This window comes from Kitasatospora griseola (genome assembly GCF_044999035.1).
Lineage (GTDB): Bacteria > Actinomycetota > Actinomycetes > Streptomycetales > Streptomycetaceae > Kitasatospora > Kitasatospora griseola.
Genome location: NZ_CP173360.1, coordinates 2,616,749 through 2,633,718, shown reverse-complemented (window position 1 = coordinate 2,633,718; position 16,970 = coordinate 2,616,749). Strand labels below are relative to the sequence as shown.

The following is a 16,970-nucleotide window of genomic DNA, read 5'->3' as shown; positions in this document are numbered from 1 at the left end:
ACCCCCTCGGCCTCAGCGCGGCGCAAGCCCGCTGGGGCCGACGTGGTTCTCCAGCCACTCGTGCAGCGGCGCGGCCGCGTGCAGGAACCCGGTGACCCGGCCGTACGCCTTCGCGGTGCCCAGCCACGGCGCGGGCTCCCACTCCTGCCAGGCGATCAGGCCCTTGTGGCGCAGCAGCTCGATCCGCGGGTGGTCCCGCGGGTAGCCGCGCGGGGCGGTCTTCAGGCTGTCCCGACCGACCACCTCGGGCCCGGCGGCGCGCACCGCCGCCACCACCCGCTCCAGCTCGGCGCCCGGCAGCTCCTCGGCGACCGCGGTGCGGTACGCCGCCAGCTGGTCGCTCTCCAGGTGGTAGTAGCCCAGCCCGCAGGCCAGCCCCTCGGCGGACAGCTGCACGTACCCGCCGGACTCCAGCACCGCGCCGATGTGCGTCTTGTACGGGGACTTGTCGGCCGAGAACCGGACGTCCCGGTTCGGCCGGAAGATCTTTCCCGGCCCGAACTCGGGCTCCAGCCGGGCCAGCAGCGCCTCCATCGGGGCGCGCACCTGCTCCTCGTACCGGGCGCGGTGCGCCGTCCAGAACGTCCTGGAGTTGTCGGCCTCCAAGTGTTCGTAGAACTCCAGCGCCTCGGCGGGCCAGCCACGGAAATCGTTCACCGGGCCAGTATTCACGCCGGCGCGGCGCGGGGCGGGAGGCGGTGCTCGGACGAGGGGTGACGTTTCGTCAGCGGAAACAGTTCTCCAGTAGGGTCGGCGATCGCCGCGATCCTGTCGTCGTCTTTCGGGGGAAACCGATGCCGCTGCAGTCCGTCGTCCTGTCCGGACACCTGTTCCTGTCCCGGGAGCCGGCCGAGCTCGCCGAGCGGATCGGCGCCTTCGCCGAACCGCCGACCCGGATGCTGCTCGGCGCGGACGGGCTCACCACCGTCCTGCTGGCGGCCTGGACCCGCGGGCCGGTGCGGGTCGGGTGCGCCGACCACCTGCGGGTCGCGGCGGCCGCGGCGCCGCCCGGCGCGGCGGCGCTGCTGCGGGCCGGCCCGGACGAGGAGCTGATCGTCCGCCGCTCGGTGCTCACCGACGGCGGCGTCGAGCTCTCCCGCAACGCGGTGGTCGCCCGGCCGGTGCTCTCCGCCGCCGCCGAGCAGTGCCTGACCGACACCGGGGCGCCGATCGGCGCCGCCCTGCAGGCCTCCGGCACCGGCCACCGGCGCACCGTGCTGGACGCCGGGGTGCGGGACTGGGACGGCGCGGACGCCGCGTACAAGACCTACCTGATGTGGCACGGTCCGCAGCCGCTGGCCGTGGTCACCGAGACCTTCAACCCGGCCGTGGTGCCCGCCGCGTCCGTCGCTGCCCTGCTCGCCGTCGGAGGCCGCCGATGACCCGCCGCACCACCACCGTCGCGATCGTCGGCGCCGGGCCCGCCGGGCTGGTGCTCGCCCACGTGCTGCACCGGGCCGGGGTCGCCGTCACCGTCCACGAGCGGCTCTCCCGGGCCGCCGTGGAGAGCGCCGCCCGGGCCGGGGTGCTGGAGCACCGGGTGGTGGAGTACCTGCGGGCGCTCGGCCTCGCCGACCGGCTGACCGCCGAGGGCGAGCGGCACGGCCGGTGCGAGATCAGCTGCCTCGGCGAGAGGGTGCTGGTCGACTACGGCGCGCTGTCCGGGGGCGTCCGGCACTGGGTGTACCCGCAGCAGCTGCTGCTGCGCGACCTGATCGCCGCGTACGAGCAGGCCGGCGGCAGCATCGCGTTCGACCGCCCGGTGCTGGGCGTCGCGCTCGACGCCGACGGCCGGCCGGTGCTGGACACCGCCGACGGCCCGCTGCACGCCGAGTACGCGATCGGCTGCGACGGCGCGCACGGCACGGTCGCCGCGGCCTTCCCCGACGGTGCCGACGGGCCCGGGCGGCGCTACCCGTACGACTGGCTGACGGTGCTGGCCCGGATCCCCCGGCCGGTCGAGCAGATCCGCTACGCGGTGCACGCCGACGGGTTCGCCGGGATGATGCCGCGCACCGCCGACGTCGGACGCTTCTACCTGGAGGTCCCCGCCGGGGAGGACCTGGCGGCCTGGGACGAGCGGCGGATCCGAGGCGAGCTGCACCGCCGGCTGGAGCTCGACGCCGACGACCCCGCGCCCGGCGCGCTGCTGGAGACCGGCATGCTGCGGATGCGCGGCAAGGTCGCCGACCGGATGCGGTCGGGCCGGCTGCTGCTGGCCGGGGACGCCGCGCACACCGTCACCCCGTCCGGCGCCAAGGGCCTCAACTCGGCGGTCGCCGACGCCGCCGACCTGGCGGGCGCGCTGCTCGCCGAGCTGAGCGGCGACGACGGCGACGGGCTGGACGGCTACCAGCGGCGTCGGCTGGACGCCGCCTGGCAGACCCAGGAGTTCTCCGAGCAGCTGCTCGACCTGCTCCACCTGCCCGCCGGGCTGCCGCCCGCCGAGCGCGGCTTCGCGCTGCGGCTGCGACTGGAGCGGATCCGCCGGATCGCCGCCCCCGGGCCGGAGGGCGCGGCCTTCGCGCTGGCCTACGCGGGGGCCGGTGAGCTGCCGCTGCCCGCCATGTGGCCGTCGGCACAGGGCGGTGCCGTCGCCACCGGCGCTACCGGTCGGTAGCATGCGGGCATGACCAGCGCAGAGACCGCCACCACCGCCGCGCCGGACGCCCGCGTCGAGCGCCGCGCCAAGCGCATTGCCAAGCACCTGAGCAGCTTCGCCGCGCAGCACGGCGGCCACGCCGACGGCGTCGTCGAGTACGTCGGCCGCACCGCCACCCGCATCGTGGTGGTCGGCGCGGACGGCGCCTGGGGCGACCAGGTCGCGCCCAGCTACGCGATCGGCCGCCGGGCCGCCGAGCTCGCCGGGCTCACCCTGCACGACGACTTCGAGGGCGAGCTGGGCCTGAAGGTGAAGACCGGCCCGTACGAGTGGAAGCGGATGGCGGGCATCCAGATCTGACCGCCCGTCACCCCAGGGCGGTGAGTTTGAGCAGGAGCGCGGACAGCTGTCCGCGCTCCTGCGCGTTCAGCGGGGCGAGCGCCTCGTCCAGCAGGGCGGGCACCGTGCGTTCGGCGGCGGCCAGGCGTGCGCGGCCCGCCGGGGTGAGGGTGACGGCGTAGGCGCGGCGGTCGGCCGGGTCGCGTTCGCGGCGGACCAGGCCGTCCTGCTCCAGGCCGTCGCAGACGCCGACCATCACGGTGCGGTCGATCCGCAGCTGCTCGCCCAGGGCACGCTGCGAGGCCGGGCCGCGCTCGGCGAGCATCTTCAGCACCAGGTGCGGGCCGACGCCGAGGCCGGCCGCCCGGGCGTGCGCCTCGGCGACCCTGGCCACCGCCGACGAGGCGCGGCACAGGGCGATGTCGGGCCGTTCGGCGGCGAGCTGCGGGAAGTAGCCGTCGGTCATCCGTCCTCCTGATCGGTCGATCGGTGCAGTGTAATCGTCTGGCCGCAGATTGTTTGACCGTCGATCGATGGACTCGTATGCTTCCGGATCATCTGCGCAACAACTGTCTGCCGTCAGACGATAGGGGAGTGCCGTGCTGCTCGACCTCGACCCCGACCAGTTGCTGTCCACCACCCGGGCCGTTCGCAAGCGCCTGGACCTCGACCGCGAAGTCTCCCGCGAGCTGATCGAACAGTGCGTCGACCTCGCCACCCAGGCGCCCACCGGCCGCAACCGGCAGCGCTGGCACTTCCTCGTCGTCACCGGGACCGAACAGCGGCTGCGGGTCGCGGAACTCTTCCGCACGGCGCTGCGCACCGGCGGCGGCGCCCCGCCCACCACGCGCGACCACGCCCGGATGCACGCCCACCCCGGCAGCATGGAGCGCATCTACGACGGGCTGCAGCACCTGTACGACAACGTCCACCGGGTGCCGGCCTTCGTGATCCCGGCGATCGAGGGCCGCACCGAGGGCGCCTCGGTGCTCGACCAGTCGATGACCTGGGGCTCGATCCTGCCCGCGGTGTGGAGCTTCATGCTGGCCGCCCGGGCCCGCGGCCTGGGCACCGTGTGGACCACGGCGCAGGGCCCGGTGGAGCGCGAACTCGCCGAGGTGCTCGGCGTGCCCCACCGGGAGGTGATGCTGGCCGCGTTCATTCCGCTCGCCCACACCGTCGGCACCGACTTCCGGCCGGCCCGGCGGATCCCGCGCGGGCAGGTCCTGCACTGGGACCGCTGGTGATCAGGCGACCAGTTCGGTCGACGGGGCGGTGGCCTGCGCCGGGATCCCGGCGCGGCTGCGCAGCGCCAGCGGGATGCGCAGCGCGGCGGCCCAGACCAGGGCGGCGCCCAGCATGTGCAGGCCGACCATGATCTCCGGCGCGTCGGTGAAGTACTGGATGAAGCCCAGCACGCCCTGGATCATCAGCAGGCCGAAGAGCTCGCGGACCCGGGCGACGGCCGGCGCCGGGGCCTTCACGGCGGCGAACACCAGCAGCGCGGCCAGCGTCAGGCCGACCGAGAGGAACACCAGGTCGGCGTGGGCCTGGGTGAGCCGGTCGTAGTCGAAGGTGGTGATGCGGGGGGTGCCGGCCGAGCCCGGGTGGTGGCCGGCGCCGGTGACCAGGGTGCCGACCAGGGCGAGCGCGCCGATCGACGCCACCAGCACCTGCGCGAAGCGGTGGATCGCCGGGGCGACCAGCAGCCGGGGCTCGCCGTCGCCCTCCTTGGCCCGCTCCCAGCCGAGCACCGCCGTCCACAGCAGGCCCAGCGAGGCCACCATGTGCAGGCTGACCACGTACGGGTTGAGGTGGGTCAGCACCGTGATGCCGCCGATCACCGCGTTCGACATCACCAGCCAGAACTGCGCCCAGCCGAGCCTGGTGAGCGAGTGCCGCCACGGCTTGGAGCAGCGGGCGGCCAGGATGAACCAGCCGACGGCGGCGCACAGCACGTAGGTGAGCATCCGGTTGGTGAACTCGATGACGCCGTGGATGCCCATCTCGGGGGTCGGCGTCAGGCTTTCGCCGGTGCAGCGGGGCCAGGTGGTGCAGCCGAGGCCGGAGTCGGTGAGCCGGACGGCGCCGCCGGTGACCACGATCACCACGCTCATCACCAGGGCGGCCATGGCCGCCCGGCGGACGTGCTGCGGGCTCGGGTGCCAGCGCTCGGCGAGGAGGGAGAACGGGTTGGTCACCGGACCATCGTAGGCGGGTTTACGCGCGGCCCCGGCGGGGGGCGTCGGGGCGGGCGCGGTGGCCGGGCCGAGGGGGCGAAAAGGGGACACGCGGACAATTCAGGCGATTTCGAGCGTGTCGGTCATTGGTCTTGACCTCTTCACAATTGGCCGAAAGAGTGCGGCTTGGTCCAGACCTTTCACGGGTCGGCCTCATCTCCTGCCCGCATCCACCCGCGGAGTCCTGCACATGCGCAAGTCCATATCCGCTGCCGCCGTGGCGCTCGGCGGCTCGCTCGCCCTCGCGGCCCTGGTCGTCCCGACGACCGCGACCGCCGCCCCCGGCGAGGGCGAGTGCCTCACTCTCGGCGTCGCCGGGAAGTACGGCGAGTTCATCGAGGGTGACGACACCCACAGCCCGGACGCCGAAGGCGCGGTGGCCGTCGGTGGCAACGCCGATTTCAGCCACGGCGGCTTCACCGTCGGCAACGAGCTCACCACCGCCGAGGTCGCCGCGCTCCCCGGCGGCAACGCGCTGGTGATCGGCGGCAACCTGATCCAGAACGGCGCCCACGTCCAGGTGATGAAGGGCAAGGGCGTGGTGGCCGGCCAGGTGATCGGCGGCGGCCAGCTGGAGGGCGTCACCAAGGGCCCCTCGCCGATCGACTTCGCCGCCGAGTTCGCCAAGCTGCGCGCGCTCTCCACCGGGCTGGCGAAGACCGCCGGCGCGGCCCCGGTCGCCGACGGCCGCCGGCTGACCTTCACCGGCTCCGACGCCGGGGCCAACTTCTTCACGGTCCCGGCGGACACCCTGCAGAAGGCGAACGAGATCCAGCTGAAGGTCCCGGCCGGCTCGTCCACCGTGATCACCGTCACCGGCGGCGGCTACGACCAGACCAAGGCGCCCACCAGCGGCTTCCTGATCTGGGACAACGCCAGGAAGAGCTACGTGCTGGACGACAAGCTGCAGTCCGCGGACGGCGGCGCCGAACGCGCGAAGCTGCTGTGGAACTTCCCCACCGCCACGAAGATCACCAAGCACAGCGGCAACGCCTGGCCGGGCAGCATCCTGGCCCCGAACGCGGCGTTCGACCTGGGCAGGGGCGGTCCGGTCAACGGCTCGGTGTGGGCCAAGTCGCTCACCGGCAGCGGCGGGGCCGAGACCCACCACTACCCGTTCTCCGGGTGCCTGCCGGGCACCGTGGTGCCGCCCACCACGCCGACCACGACCCCGTCCGGGTCGCCGTCCACCGGCACCGGCGGCTCGGAGAGCCCGTCGCCGTCGGGCAGCGCCTCGACCCCCGGCGGCGGCGAGTCGCCGAGCCCGAGCGGTTCGGGCGGTCCGTCGGAGAGCGCCCCGGCGGGCGCTACGCCGTCCCCGTCGGCGACCCACGGCGGATCGGGCGGCGGCGGTGGCGGCGGGCTGGCGTTCACCGGCGCCGAAGGGCTGGTGCCGCTGACCGTCGGCGGCGCCGCGGTGCTCGCCGCGGGCGGCGCCCTGGTGTACAAGGCGCGGCGCAAGAAGGCCGCCGCCTCCTCCTGAGCGGGCCGTCGCGGAGTGGCCCCCGACCGGGGGCTACTCCCAGCGGAAGAAGCGGGCCGCGGCGGCCAGGCCGAGGACCGACCAGACGCCCAGGACGCCGAGGTCGGACCAGGGCATGCCATGGCCCAGCTGGAGGACCGAGCGCAGGCCGTCGGAGAGCGCCGAGATCGGCAGCAGCTCCAGCACCGGGCGCACCGCGTCCGGGAACTTGGCGAGCGGGACGACCACGCCGCCGGCCAGCAGCAGCAGGATGAACACCAGGTTGGCGCCGGCCAGGGTGGCCTCCGCGCGCAGCGTGCCGGCCATCAGCAGGCCGAGGCCGGAGAACGCGGCGGTGCCGAGCACCAGCAGGAGCAGCACCGCCAGCGGGTTGCCGTGCGGCGACCAGCCGAGGCCCAGGGCGATGCCGGAGAGCAGCAGCACCTGGAGCAGTTCGGTGACCAGCACGCAGCCGGTCTTCGCGGTGAGCAGCGCCCAGCGGGGCAGCGGCGTCGCGCCGAGCCGCTTGAGGACGCCGTAGCGGCGCTCGAAGCCGGTGGCGATGGCCTGGCCGGTGAAGGCGGTGGACATCACGGCGAGCGCCAGCAGGCCGGGGGCGAGGAAGTCGACGCGTTTGCCGGGGCCGTCCACGGCGACCACGTCGACGGCGGAGAACAGCACCAGCAGCACGGTGGGGATGACCACGGTGAGCAGCAGCTGTTCGCCGTTGCGCAGCAGCATCCTGGTCTCCAGGGCGGTCTGCGCGAGCAGCATCCGGCCGACCGGGGCGGCGCCCGGGCGGGGGGTGAGGTCGGTGGCGGTCATCGCAGTTCCCGTCCGGTCAGGTCGAGGAAGACGTCTTCGAGGCTGCGGCGCTGCACCGCGAGCTTGTCGGGCATCACCCCGACCTCCGCGCACCAACCGGTGACGGCGGCGAGCAGGGCGGCGTCCAGGACGGCCTCGACGCGGTACGAGCCGGGGGCGGGCTCGGCGACCGCGGCGGCGTCCGGGAGCACCTTGCGCAGGCCGGCCAGGTCCAGCCCGGCGGGGCCGTCGAAGCGCAGCTGGGCGTCGGCGCCGCGCAGCCGGTCGGGGGAGCCCTGGGCGATGACGCGGCCGCGGTCGATGATCGCGACGTCGTCGGCGAGCTGTTCGGCCTCGTCCATCTGGTGGGTGGTGAGGACGACGGTGACCCCGGCGGCGCGCAGTTCGGTGACCAGCTCCCAGGTGGCGCGGCGGGCCTGCGGGTCGAGGCCGGCGGTGGGCTCGTCCAGGAAGACCAGTTCGGGGCGGCCGACCACGGCCATGGCGAGGGCCAGGCGCTGCTGCTGGCCGCCGGAGAGGCGGCGGTAGGGGGTGCGGCCGCAGGAGTCCAGGCCGAGGCGTTCGGCGAGCGGGCCGACCGGCAGCGGGTTCGCGTACAGCTTCGCGGTGTGGTGGAGCATTTCGAGGGCGCGCGCACCGGCGTACACGCCGCCGGACTGGAGCATCACGCCGATCCGCGGTTTGAGCTGCCCGGCCTGCCCGTCCGGGTCCAGCCCGAGGACCCGGACGGCGCCGGCGTCGGGGCGGCGGTAGCCCTCGCAGGTCTCGATCGTGGTGGTCTTGCCCGCGCCGTTGGGGCCGAGCACCGCGGTGACGGTGCCGCGCGCGATGGCCAGGTCCAGGCCGTCCACGGCGGTCTTGTCGCCGTACCGCTTGACCAGTCCGGTCACCTCGACGGCGGGGTCTGCATGCATACCGGCGAGTGTAGGAGCAGTTCACGGCCCTCTTCAGGTAAGGCATGCCTTCCGTGACGGAGGCCACCGGTGAGACCGGGGTCACGGCTTGTCTCTCGCGGACGAATTACGCAACAATCGTGTTGTGAAAAAGATTCGCGAGCGCGACGCCCAGCGGGAGCCCGAGGCTCCCAGCTGGGATGTGCCCGCGACGGCGGCCGAAGCCCTGGTGGACGGCCACCGGGCGACCCGGGACCGAGTCGCCCGCTCGATCCTCGACCACGGGCCGTCCTCGGCCGCCGACCTGGCCGGCCGCCTCGGCCTGACCACCGCCGCGGTGCGCCGCCACCTGGACGGCCTGACCGCCGCCGGGCTGGTCGAGTCCCGCGAGCAGCGGGTCTACGGCAGCCGCGGCCGGGGCCGTCCGGCGAAGGTGTTCGCCCTGACCGACGGCGGGCGGGACGCCTTCTACCAGGCCTACGACCAGCTCGCCGCGGACGCGCTGCGCTGGATCTCGGAGGCGGCCGGCGGCGGCGAGGCGGGCGAGCAGGCGGTCGCCGCCTTCGCCCGGGCCCGGCTCGCCAAGCAGGGCCGGAAGTACCAGGGCGAGGTCGAACAGGCCGACGCCCAGCAGCGCGCCGAGGCGCTGGCCCGGGCGCTGAGCGCCGACGGGTACGCTGCCACGGTGCGGCGAGTCCCGTCCGCCGCCGCGGCGCCCGCCGCCCCGGCCGGCGCCCAGCTCTGTCAGCACCACTGCCCGGTCGCGCACATCGCCGAGCAGTTCCCGCAGCTCTGCGAGGCGGAGACCGAGGTCTTCTCGCAGCTCCTGGGCACCCATGTGCAACGGCTGGCCACCATCGCCCACGGCGACGGGGTCTGCACCACGTATGTGCCGGCATCCGGTGCCGCACCGTCGTCCTCCCGGACGCCCGGTGCCGTGCCGATTGCCGGTACGTCCCCCAACGAAACCGGCTCCACCGCGCGGAGGAACCTCGCATGACTGACATCGCACACCCCGAGCTCGAAGGTCTCGGCACGTACGAGTACGGCTGGGCCGACTCGGACGCGGCCGGTGCCGCCGCCAAGCGCGGCCTGAGCGAAGAGGTCGTCCGCGACATCTCGGCGAAGAAGAACGAGTCCGAGTGGATGCTCAACCTTCGCCTCAAGGGCCTGAAGCTGTTCGGCAAGAAGCCCATGCCGACCTGGGGCTCCGACCTGTCGGGCATCGACTTCGACAACATCAAGTACTTCGTGCGCTCCACCGAGAAGCAGGCGGAGTCCTGGGAGGACCTGCCCGCCGACATCAAGGCGACCTACGACAAGCTGGGCATCCCGGAGGCGGAGAAGCAGCGCCTGGTCGCCGGTGTCGCCGCCCAGTACGAGTCCGAGGTCGTCTACCACCAGATCCGCGAGGACCTGGAGGAGCAGGGCGTCATCTTCCTGGACACCGACACCGCGCTGCGCGAGCACCCGGAGCTGTTCAAGGAGTACTTCGGCACCGTCATCCCGGTGGGCGACAACAAGTTCGCCTCGCTGAACACCGCGGTGTGGTCCGGCGGATCGTTCATCTACGTGCCGAAGGGCGTGCACGTGGACATCCCGCTGCAGGCCTACTTCCGAATCAACACCGAGAACATGGGCCAGTTCGAGCGGACGCTGATCATCGTCGACGAGGACGCCTACGTCCACTACGTCGAGGGCTGCACCGCGCCGATCTACTCCTCGGACTCGCTGCACTCCGCGGTGGTGGAGATCATCGTCAAGAAGGGCGGCCGCTGCCGCTACACGACCATCCAGAACTGGTCGAACAACGTCTACAACCTGGTCACCAAGCGCGCCGTGGCGTACGAGGGCGCGACCATGGAGTGGGTCGACGGCAACATCGGCTCCAAGGTCACCATGAAGTACCCGGCCGTCTACCTGATGGGCGAGCACGCCAAGGGCGAGACGCTGTCGATCGCCTTCGCGGGCGAGGGCCAGCACCAGGACGCCGGCGCGAAGATGGTCCACATGGCGCCGAACACCTCCTCGCACATCGTCTCCAAGTCGGTGGCGCGCGGCGGCGGCCGCACCTCCTACCGCGGTCTGATCGAGATCGGCGAGGGCTCGCACGGCGCCAAGTCGAACGTGCTGTGCGACGCGCTGCTGGTCGACACGATCTCCCGCTCGGACACCTACCCGTACGTGGACGTCCGTGAGGACGACGTGTCGATGGGCCACGAGGCGACGGTCTCCAAGGTCTCCGAGGACCAGCTCTTCTACCTGATGAGCCGCGGCCTGACCGAGACCGAGGCGATGGCGATGATCGTCCGCGGCTTCGTCGAGCCGATCGCGCGCGAGCTGCCGATGGAGTACGCGCTGGAGCTGAACCGGCTGATCGAGCTGCAGATGGAGGGCGCGGTCGGCTGACGCGCCGTCAGCCCCCGCCCGTCCGTCGACCATTCCGAAAGAGAGCAACACGAACAGCCATGGCTGAGCAGAACACCCCCGGCTCCACCACCGCCGGATCGATCGAGGTGGGCACCGCCGGCGCCGGCGCGCAGCTCGCCGGCCCGGGCACCGGCCGCGAGAGCGTCCGGCAGCCGATCGACGCCCGGGTCGCGGTCAAGCCGTCCTTCGACGTCAACGACTTCCCGGTGCCGACCGGCCGCGAGGAGGACTGGCGCTTCACGCCGATGCACCGCCTCACCGGCCTGCACGACGGCACCGCGGTCGATGCCGTGCGCGGTGAGGACAAGATCGAGCTGGGCCTGCCGGAGGGTGTCACCTCCGAGCTGGTCGGCCGCGACGACGCCCGGATCGGCAAGGCCGGCACCCCGGTGGACCGGGTCGCCGCGCAGGCGTTCAGCGCCTTCGAGCAGGCCCTGGTGGTGACCGTCCCCGCGGAGACGGTGCTGACCGAGCCGGTCCGGATCGACGTGCACGGCGAGGGCGGGGTCCGCTTCGCCCACGTGGTGATCGAGGTCAAGCCGTTCGCCGAGGCCGTCGTGGTGCTGAACCACTCCGGCACCGGCACCCGCGCCGCCAACGTCGACCTGCTGGTCGGCGACGGCGCCAAGCTGACCTTCGTCTCCGTCCAGGACTGGGAGCGCGACGCGGTGCACGCCGCCCAGCACAACGCGCTGGTCGGCCGGGACGCCACCTTCAAGTCCGTGGTGGTCACCTTCGGCGGCGACGTGGTGCGCCTGCACCCGCGGGTCTCCTATGCGGGCCCCGGCGGCGAGGCCGAGCTGTTCGGCCTGTACTTCGCGGACGCGGGCCAGCACCTGGAGCACCGCCTGATCATCGACCACGACACCCCGCACTGCCGCTCCAACGTCGCCTACAAGGGCGCGCTGCAGGGCGAGGACGCGCACGCGGTGTGGATCGGCGACGTGCTGATCCGCGCGGCCGCGGTCGGCACCGACACCTACGAGCTCAACCGCAACCTGGTGCTCACCGACGGCGCCCGGGTCGACTCGGTCCCCAACCTGGAGATCGAGACCGGCGAGATCGTCGGCGCCGGCCACGCCTCCGCGACCGGCCGCTTCGACGACGAGCAGCTGTTCTACCTGCAGTCCCGCGGCATCCCGGCCGACGAGGCCCGCCGCCTGGTGGTGCGCGGCTTCTTCGCCGAGCTGGTCCAGCAGATCGGCGTCGCCGAGATCCAGGACCGCCTGATGGCGAAGATCGAGGCCGAGCTGGAAGAGACGGTCGCATGAGCGCCGGCTACGTGCGCGCCTGCGCGCTGAGCCTGCTGCAGGAGGACGTGCCCAAGAAGGTCGAGCTGAACGGCGTCCCGGTGGCGATCGTCCGGACCGACGAGGGCGTGTTCGCGATCAACGACATCTGCTCGCACGCCAACGTCTCGCTCTCCGAGGGCGAGGTCGAGGACTGCATGATCGAGTGCTGGCTGCACGGCTCCAGCTTCGACCTGCGCACCGGAAAGCCGTCCGGGCTGCCCGCGACCAGGCCGGTCGCCGTCTACCCCGTAAAGATCGAAGGGGACGATGTGCTCGTCTCCGTCAACCAGGAGAACTGAGTACCCCATGGCAACGCTTGAAATCCGCGACCTGCACGTCTCCGTCAACGCCGAGGGCGGCCCGCGCCAGATCCTCAAGGGCGTCGACCTGACGGTCAAGCAGGGCGAGACCCACGCGATCATGGGTCCGAACGGCTCCGGCAAGTCCACCCTGGCCTACTCGCTGGCCGGCCACCCCAAGTACACCGTCACCGGCGGCCAGGTGCTGCTGGACGGCGAGGACGTGCTGGAGATGTCGGTCGACGAGCGCGCCAAGGCCGGCCTGTTCCTGGCCATGCAGTACCCGGTCGAGGTCCCCGGCGTCTCGGTCTCCAACTTCCTGCGCACCGCCGCCACCGCCGTCCGCGGCGAGGCCCCCAAGCTGCGGCTGTGGGTCAAGGAGGTCAAGGAGGCGATGGCCGCCCTGCAGATGGACCCGGCGTTCGCCGAGCGCAACGTCAACGAGGGCTTCTCCGGCGGTGAGAAGAAGCGCCACGAGATCCTCCAGCTGGAGCTGCTCAAGCCGAAGGTCGCGATCCTCGACGAGACCGACTCCGGCCTGGACGTCGACGCGCTGCGGATCGTCTCCGAGGGCATCAACCGGGTCCGCTCGACCGGCGAGGTCGGCACTCTGCTGGTCACCCACTACACCCGCATCCTTCGCTACATCAAGCCCGACTACGTGCACGTCTTCGCGGGCGGCCGGATCGTCGAGTCCGGCGGTGCCGAGCTTGCCGACAAGCTGGAGGAAGAGGGCTACGAGAGCTACGTGAAGGGTGGCGCTTCCGAGTGACCTACTCCCATCTGACCGGTCTTCTGGACACCGATGCGATCCGCAAGGACTTCCCCGTCCTGTCGCGGGTGCTGCACGACGGCAAGCCGCTGGTGTACCTGGACAACGCGGCGACCTCGCAGAAGCCGCGCCAGGTGCTGGACGCGCTGAACGCCTACTACGAACAGCACAACTCCAATGTCCACCGCGGCGTGCACGTGCTCGCCGAGGAGGCGACCGCGCTGTACGAGGGCGCCCGGGACAAGGTCGCGGCCTTCATCAACGCGCCCAGCCGGAACGAGGTGATCTTCACCAAGAACGCCTCGGAGTCGCTCAACCTCGTTGCCAACATGCTGGGTTGGGCCGACGAGCCGTACCGGGTGGACGCCGACTCGGAGATCGTCATCACCGAGATGGAGCACCACTCCAACATCGTGCCGTGGCAGCTGCTCGCGCAGCGCACCGGCGCGAAGCTGAAGTGGTTCGGGCTGACCGACGAGGGCCGGCTCGACCTGTCCAACATCGACGAGCTGATCACCGAGAAGACGAAGATCGTCTCCGTCACGCTGGTGTCCAACCTGCTGGGCACCGTCAACCCGGTGGAGACCATCGTCCGCAAGGCGCAGTCGGTCGGCGCGCTGGTCGCCATCGACGCCTCGCAGGCCGCCCCGCACGCCGCCCTCGACGTGCAGGCGCTGGAGGCCGACTTCGTCGCCTTCACCGGCCACAAGATGCTCGCCCCGACCGGCATCGGCGTCCTCTGGGGCCGCCAGGAGCTCCTGGAGGACCTCCCGCCGTTCCTCGGCGGCGGCGAGATGATCGAGACCGTCACCATGGGCTCGTCCACCTACGCCCCCGCGCCGCACAAGTTCGAGGCCGGCACCCCGCCGATCGCCCAGGCCATCGGCCTCGGCGCCGCCATCGACTACCTGTCGGCGATCGGCATGGACAAGGTCGCCGCGCACGAGCACGCGATCACCGCCTACGCGATCGAGCGCCTCGCCGAGGTGCCCGACCTGCGGATCATCGGCCCGCGCACGGCCGTGGACCGCGGTGCGGCGATCTCCTTCACGCTCGGTGACATTCACCCGCACGACGTCGGGCAGGTGCTCGACGAGCAGGGCATCGCGGTCCGGGTCGGCCACCACTGCGCACGGCCGGTCTGCCTGCGGTACGGAATTCCGGCGACCACCAGGGCGTCGTTCTATCTGTACTCCACGCCCGGTGAGGTGGACGCGCTGATCGACGGCCTCCACCACGTCCGCAACTTCTTCGCCTGAGGTGGTCGCATGAAGCTCGACTCGATGTACCAGGAGATCATCCTGGACCACTACCGCAACCCCCACGGCAAGGGGCTGCGGGACGGCGACGCCGAGGTGCACCACGTCAACCCGACCTGCGGCGACGAGATCACCCTGCGGGTGAAGCTCGACGGGGCGGTCGTCCAGGACGTCTCCTACGAGTCGCAGGGCTGCTCGATCAGCCAGGCCTCCGCCTCCGTGCTGAACGACCTGGTGGTCGGCAAGACGGTCGGCGAGGCCCAGCAGGTCCAGGAGGCCTTCCTGGAACTCATGCAGAGCAAGGGCCAGTCCGAGGGCGACGAGGAGATCCTGGAGGACGCCGTCGCCTTCGCCGGGGTCTCCAAGTACCCGGCCCGGGTCAAGTGCGCCCTGCTCGGCTGGATGGCCTGGAAGGACGCCACCGCCAAGGCGCTGGCCGGCTACCCCGAGATCACCACCGACTGACGCTCCGTAAGGACACTTGATTCATGAGCGAGAACGAGACCCCCGAGGCCGCCCCGGCCGAGGCCGTGGCGGTCGACAGTCCCGGTGCGTTCACCACCGCCGGCACCGTCTCCACCGAGGACCTCATGGAGGCCCTGATGGACGTCGTCGACCCCGAACTGGGCATCGACGTCGTCAACCTGGGCCTGATCTACGGTCTGCACATCGACGAGGACGACACCGCCACCGTCGACATGACCCTCACCTCCGCGGCCTGCCCCCTCACCGACGTGATCGAGGACCAGGCCCGCACTGCCACCGACGGCCTGGTGAAGGACCTGCGCATCAACTGGGTCTGGATGCCGCCGTGGGGCCCCGACAAGATCACCGACGACGGCCGCGACCAGCTCCGCGCGCTCGGCTTCAACGTCTGATCGGCCAGTAGTGCCCGGAAGGGGCGGGATCCTCGGATCCCGCCCCTTCCGCATGCCCTCCGGCGGCCGCCGGGGCGCCCGGGGGCGCGGGGCGGCGCCGTCAGCGCTTGCGCAGGACCGCGGCGGCCAGGGCCAGGGAGGCGGTGGCGGCGAGGAGGGCGAAGGCGGTGACGGCGGAGAGCAGGCCGTAGGCGCGGGTGAGGGCGCCGACGGCGATGATCGGGGCGGAGGAGCCGAGGTAGACGATCACCCAGAGGGTGGAGAGCGCGCTGCCGCGGCGGGCCGGGTCGAGGGCGGCGACGGTGGTGGTGAACAGGGAGCGGAAGGCGATGCCCTGGGAGACGCCGGCGACCACGCTGCCGATGAAGAGCAGCGCGGGGGTGCCGGTGGCGGTGGCCGCGGTGAGCAGGCCGAGGCCGGCGGCGAGGCCGATCAGGCCGGCGGCGACCACGACGCGGTCGGAGGTCGGCGGGACCAGCAGCTGGGCGGCCGCGGAGGAGCCGAGCAGCAGGGCCGCGACGGCGGCGCCCGCCATCCGGGACCCGGTGTGCAGCAGGGTGCCGGCGAACGCCGGGGCGAGGGCCAGGTAGACCCCGAAGACCGCGTACGAGACGAAGCCCGCGCCGGAGGCGAGGAGGAATTCGCGGCGGCCCGAGCGGGGCAGCCGCAGCCGCTGCGGGCGCAGGTGCGCGGGCGTGGTGATGCGCGGCGGGGAGGCCGGCGGACGGACCGAGCCGGGCATCCGCGGATGCACCAGGGCGAGGGGCACGCACAGGGCGAGCAGCGCGACGGCGTGCGCCAGGAACAGGTCGGGCAGCGGGTTCGCACCCGAGGCCATGGCCGCGCCGACCAGCGGACCGAGGGCGACGCCGCCCGCCGAGCAGGCCAGCGTGAGCTTGGCGGCCAGGGTCGGCCGGTCCGGCAGCAGGTCGCCGAGGGCGGCGCCCGCCGCGCCGGTGGACAGGCCGACCGCGATGCCCTGGACGGCGCGTCCGGCGGCCAGCTGCCAGAACGAGTCGGCGGTGGCGAAGACGGCGTCGCCGGCGGCGGAGAGCGCCACCGCGGGCAGGATCAGCGCGCGTCGCCCCAGGTGGTCGGACCAGTGGCCGACCGCGGCCAGCACCGGGACCAGGGCGAACACGTAGACCGTGAAGAGGATCGTGGTGTCGAGCGGGGTCAGGCCGAGCCGCTGCTGGAGCGTCGGGTAGAGCGGCGTGACCAGGTTGGCGCCGATCAGCATCAGCAGCAGGGCGGCGGCCACCAGGCCGACGCGGATGCCGCGCAGCGCGTTCCAGCGGCTGATCGCGGAGAGCTGGAGCTGCGCCCGCGGGGCGAGTTCCAGGGGAAGCAGGGCCTCCGACAGTCGGCGGCCGGCGTACTGAGCGGTGCTCAGGCCGGGGCCGGCGGGGGAGAGGTCCGCCATGGCAGGGGTCTCCTGTGGCCGGGCGCCGTCGGGTGCGACCAGGCCGGGAGTGGTGGCATGGCGGCAGGACCCGGACGGTGCGGGTGTGCGCATGAAAGGGGATCGGAGCCTCGTCGCTCCGGGGGCGCACGCGCGGGGGTGTGCGCGGTGCCCACCGAAGGATACGTGCACCCGGGTACTCGTTCGGCCGCACCGTCCCACTCGTTCGGGCGGACGCCCGCGCAGGTCACGCGTTCGGTGAGGGCTGCCGATACGC

General features: G+C 72.7%; 19 protein-coding genes. 13 read left to right on the top strand and 6 right to left on the bottom strand.

Features of this window, described 5'->3' with window-relative positions; genetic code table 11:
* Nucleotides 1-12: 12 nt before the first annotated feature.
* Nucleotides 13-657, bottom strand: a complete 645-nt coding sequence (locus ACI1MP_RS11970) for a DUF2461 domain-containing protein (RefSeq protein WP_100589706.1) — start codon at nucleotides 655-657, stop codon at nucleotides 13-15.
* A 137-nt stretch (nucleotides 658-794) separates the two neighbouring features.
* Here ACI1MP_RS11970 and ACI1MP_RS11965 point away from each other — a divergent pair, with 137 nt between their 5' ends.
* The 3 genes from ACI1MP_RS11965 to ACI1MP_RS11955 are packed head-to-tail and all read left to right on the top strand — an operon-like array spanning nucleotide 795 to nucleotide 2,962.
* Nucleotides 795-1,382, top strand: a complete 588-nt coding sequence (locus ACI1MP_RS11965) for a hypothetical protein (RefSeq protein ID WP_404868647.1) — start codon at nucleotides 795-797, stop codon at nucleotides 1,380-1,382.
* Complete coding sequence (locus ACI1MP_RS11960) at nucleotides 1,379-2,620, top strand: FAD-dependent monooxygenase (protein ID WP_404868646.1); 1,242 nt, start codon at nucleotides 1,379-1,381, stop codon at nucleotides 2,618-2,620. The genes ACI1MP_RS11965 and ACI1MP_RS11960 overlap by 4 nt, the downstream gene beginning before the upstream one ends.
* A 9-nt stretch (nucleotides 2,621-2,629) precedes the next feature.
* On the top strand, nucleotides 2,630-2,962 hold the full coding sequence (locus tag ACI1MP_RS11955; RefSeq protein ID WP_100589709.1) for a hypothetical protein: 333 nt from the start codon (nucleotides 2,630-2,632) through the stop codon (nucleotides 2,960-2,962).
* Between the two features lie 7 nt (nucleotides 2,963-2,969).
* Here ACI1MP_RS11955 and ACI1MP_RS11950 read toward each other — a convergent pair whose 3' ends face one another.
* A complete protein-coding gene (locus ACI1MP_RS11950) occupies nucleotides 2,970-3,407 on the bottom strand; it encodes a MarR family winged helix-turn-helix transcriptional regulator (RefSeq protein WP_380339463.1) in 438 nt (145 codons plus the stop codon).
* Nucleotides 3,408-3,540: 133 nt separating this feature from the next.
* Between ACI1MP_RS11950 and ACI1MP_RS11945 the strand changes: the two genes are divergently transcribed.
* Nucleotides 3,541-4,188, top strand: a complete 648-nt coding sequence (locus ACI1MP_RS11945) for a nitroreductase family protein (protein ID WP_380339460.1) — start codon at nucleotides 3,541-3,543, stop codon at nucleotides 4,186-4,188.
* On the opposite strand, the gene ACI1MP_RS11940 is transcribed toward ACI1MP_RS11945, so the two are convergent.
* Complete coding sequence (locus tag ACI1MP_RS11940; RefSeq protein ID WP_380339457.1) at nucleotides 4,189-5,142, bottom strand: heme A synthase; 954 nt, start codon at nucleotides 5,140-5,142, stop codon at nucleotides 4,189-4,191. It lies immediately after the preceding gene.
* Nucleotides 5,143-5,371: 229 nt separating this feature from the next.
* On the opposite strand from ACI1MP_RS11940, the gene ACI1MP_RS11935 reads away from it, so the two are divergent.
* Complete coding sequence (locus ACI1MP_RS11935; RefSeq protein ID WP_404868645.1) at nucleotides 5,372-6,664, top strand: choice-of-anchor A family protein; 1,293 nt, start codon at nucleotides 5,372-5,374, stop codon at nucleotides 6,662-6,664.
* Nucleotides 6,665-6,697: 33 nt separating this feature from the next.
* Here the strand turns inward: ACI1MP_RS11935 and ACI1MP_RS11930 are convergent, their stop codons facing one another.
* Nucleotides 6,698-7,468: an ABC transporter permease gene (locus ACI1MP_RS11930; RefSeq protein WP_189272511.1), complete on the bottom strand. Its 771-nt coding sequence runs from the start codon at nucleotides 7,466-7,468 to the stop codon at nucleotides 6,698-6,700.
* Nucleotides 7,465-8,382 carry an ABC transporter ATP-binding protein gene (locus tag ACI1MP_RS11925; protein ID WP_404868644.1) on the bottom strand — a complete coding sequence of 306 codons (918 nt, stop codon included), beginning with the start codon at nucleotides 8,380-8,382 and terminating at the stop codon, nucleotides 7,465-7,467. The genes ACI1MP_RS11930 and ACI1MP_RS11925 overlap by 4 nt, the downstream gene beginning before the upstream one ends.
* 124 nt (nucleotides 8,383-8,506) lie before the next feature.
* Between ACI1MP_RS11925 and ACI1MP_RS11920 the strand changes: the two genes are divergently transcribed.
* From ACI1MP_RS11920 to ACI1MP_RS11885, 8 genes are read left to right on the top strand one after another with little or no spacing between them, the layout of a single operon-like run.
* Nucleotides 8,507-9,361 carry an HTH domain-containing protein gene (locus ACI1MP_RS11920; protein WP_157815823.1) on the top strand — a complete coding sequence of 285 codons (855 nt, stop codon included), beginning with the start codon at nucleotides 8,507-8,509 and terminating at the stop codon, nucleotides 9,359-9,361.
* Nucleotides 9,358-10,770 carry a Fe-S cluster assembly protein SufB gene (gene sufB, locus ACI1MP_RS11915; RefSeq protein WP_043910025.1) on the top strand — a complete coding sequence of 471 codons (1,413 nt, stop codon included), beginning with the start codon at nucleotides 9,358-9,360 and terminating at the stop codon, nucleotides 10,768-10,770. The genes ACI1MP_RS11920 and sufB overlap by 4 nt, the downstream gene beginning before the upstream one ends.
* A gap of 59 nt (nucleotides 10,771-10,829) precedes the next feature.
* The gene (gene sufD, locus ACI1MP_RS11910) at nucleotides 10,830-12,062 is read left to right on the top strand and encodes a Fe-S cluster assembly protein SufD (RefSeq protein WP_404868643.1); all 1,233 of its coding nucleotides are present in this window, start codon (nucleotides 10,830-10,832) and stop codon (nucleotides 12,060-12,062) included.
* The gene (locus ACI1MP_RS11905) at nucleotides 12,059-12,382 is read left to right on the top strand and encodes a non-heme iron oxygenase ferredoxin subunit (RefSeq protein WP_043910028.1); all 324 of its coding nucleotides are present in this window, start codon (nucleotides 12,059-12,061) and stop codon (nucleotides 12,380-12,382) included. Before sufD ends, ACI1MP_RS11905 begins: the two co-directional genes overlap by 4 nt.
* Nucleotides 12,383-12,389: 7 nt before the next feature.
* Nucleotides 12,390-13,154 carry a Fe-S cluster assembly ATPase SufC gene (sufC, locus tag ACI1MP_RS11900; RefSeq protein WP_043910029.1) on the top strand — a complete coding sequence of 255 codons (765 nt, stop codon included), beginning with the start codon at nucleotides 12,390-12,392 and terminating at the stop codon, nucleotides 13,152-13,154.
* Nucleotides 13,151-14,413, top strand: a complete 1,263-nt coding sequence (locus ACI1MP_RS11895; RefSeq protein ID WP_100589718.1) for a cysteine desulfurase — start codon at nucleotides 13,151-13,153, stop codon at nucleotides 14,411-14,413. The genes sufC and ACI1MP_RS11895 overlap by 4 nt, the downstream gene beginning before the upstream one ends.
* A 9-nt stretch (nucleotides 14,414-14,422) precedes the next feature.
* On the top strand, nucleotides 14,423-14,878 hold the full coding sequence (gene sufU, locus ACI1MP_RS11890) for a Fe-S cluster assembly sulfur transfer protein SufU (RefSeq protein WP_404868642.1): 456 nt from the start codon (nucleotides 14,423-14,425) through the stop codon (nucleotides 14,876-14,878).
* Nucleotides 14,879-14,901: 23 nt separating this feature from the next.
* Nucleotides 14,902-15,291 (top strand): metal-sulfur cluster assembly factor, encoded by a 390-nt coding sequence (locus tag ACI1MP_RS11885; RefSeq protein WP_369880794.1) that lies wholly within the window; start codon nucleotides 14,902-14,904, stop codon nucleotides 15,289-15,291.
* A gap of 100 nt (nucleotides 15,292-15,391) precedes the next feature.
* Here ACI1MP_RS11885 and ACI1MP_RS11880 read toward each other — a convergent pair whose 3' ends face one another.
* On the bottom strand, nucleotides 15,392-16,714 hold the full coding sequence (locus tag ACI1MP_RS11880) for an MFS transporter (RefSeq protein ID WP_404868641.1): 1,323 nt from the start codon (nucleotides 16,712-16,714) through the stop codon (nucleotides 15,392-15,394).
* Nucleotides 16,715-16,970 lie beyond the last annotated feature (256 nt).

Excerpts from the sequence above, each read along its gene's own strand:
- sufD (WP_404868643.1), top strand. The coding sequence starts at position 10,830 with ATGGCTGAGCAGAACACCCCCGGCTCCACCACCGCCGGATCGATCGAG.
- ACI1MP_RS11950 (WP_380339463.1), bottom strand. The coding sequence starts at position 3,407 with ATGACCGACGGCTACTTCCCGCAGCTCGCCGCCGAACGGCCCGACATC.
- ACI1MP_RS11960 (WP_404868646.1), top strand. The coding sequence starts at position 1,379 with ATGACCCGCCGCACCACCACCGTCGCGATCGTCGGCGCCGGGCCCGCC.
- ACI1MP_RS11905 (WP_043910028.1), top strand. The coding sequence starts at position 12,059 with ATGAGCGCCGGCTACGTGCGCGCCTGCGCGCTGAGCCTGCTGCAGGAG.
- sufC (WP_043910029.1), top strand. The coding sequence starts at position 12,390 with ATGGCAACGCTTGAAATCCGCGACCTGCACGTCTCCGTCAACGCCGAG.
- sufB (WP_043910025.1), top strand. The coding sequence starts at position 9,358 with ATGACTGACATCGCACACCCCGAGCTCGAAGGTCTCGGCACGTACGAG.
- ACI1MP_RS11935 (WP_404868645.1), top strand. The coding sequence starts at position 5,372 with ATGCGCAAGTCCATATCCGCTGCCGCCGTGGCGCTCGGCGGCTCGCTC.
- sufU (WP_404868642.1), top strand. The coding sequence starts at position 14,423 with ATGAAGCTCGACTCGATGTACCAGGAGATCATCCTGGACCACTACCGC.
- ACI1MP_RS11885 (WP_369880794.1), top strand. The coding sequence starts at position 14,902 with ATGAGCGAGAACGAGACCCCCGAGGCCGCCCCGGCCGAGGCCGTGGCG.
- ACI1MP_RS11965 (WP_404868647.1), top strand. The coding sequence starts at position 795 with ATGCCGCTGCAGTCCGTCGTCCTGTCCGGACACCTGTTCCTGTCCCGG.
- ACI1MP_RS11925 (WP_404868644.1), bottom strand. The coding sequence starts at position 8,382 with ATGCATGCAGACCCCGCCGTCGAGGTGACCGGACTGGTCAAGCGGTAC.
- ACI1MP_RS11955 (WP_100589709.1), top strand. The coding sequence starts at position 2,630 with ATGACCAGCGCAGAGACCGCCACCACCGCCGCGCCGGACGCCCGCGTC.
- ACI1MP_RS11930 (WP_189272511.1), bottom strand. The coding sequence starts at position 7,468 with ATGACCGCCACCGACCTCACCCCCCGCCCGGGCGCCGCCCCGGTCGGC.
- ACI1MP_RS11880 (WP_404868641.1), bottom strand. The coding sequence starts at position 16,714 with ATGGCGGACCTCTCCCCCGCCGGCCCCGGCCTGAGCACCGCTCAGTAC.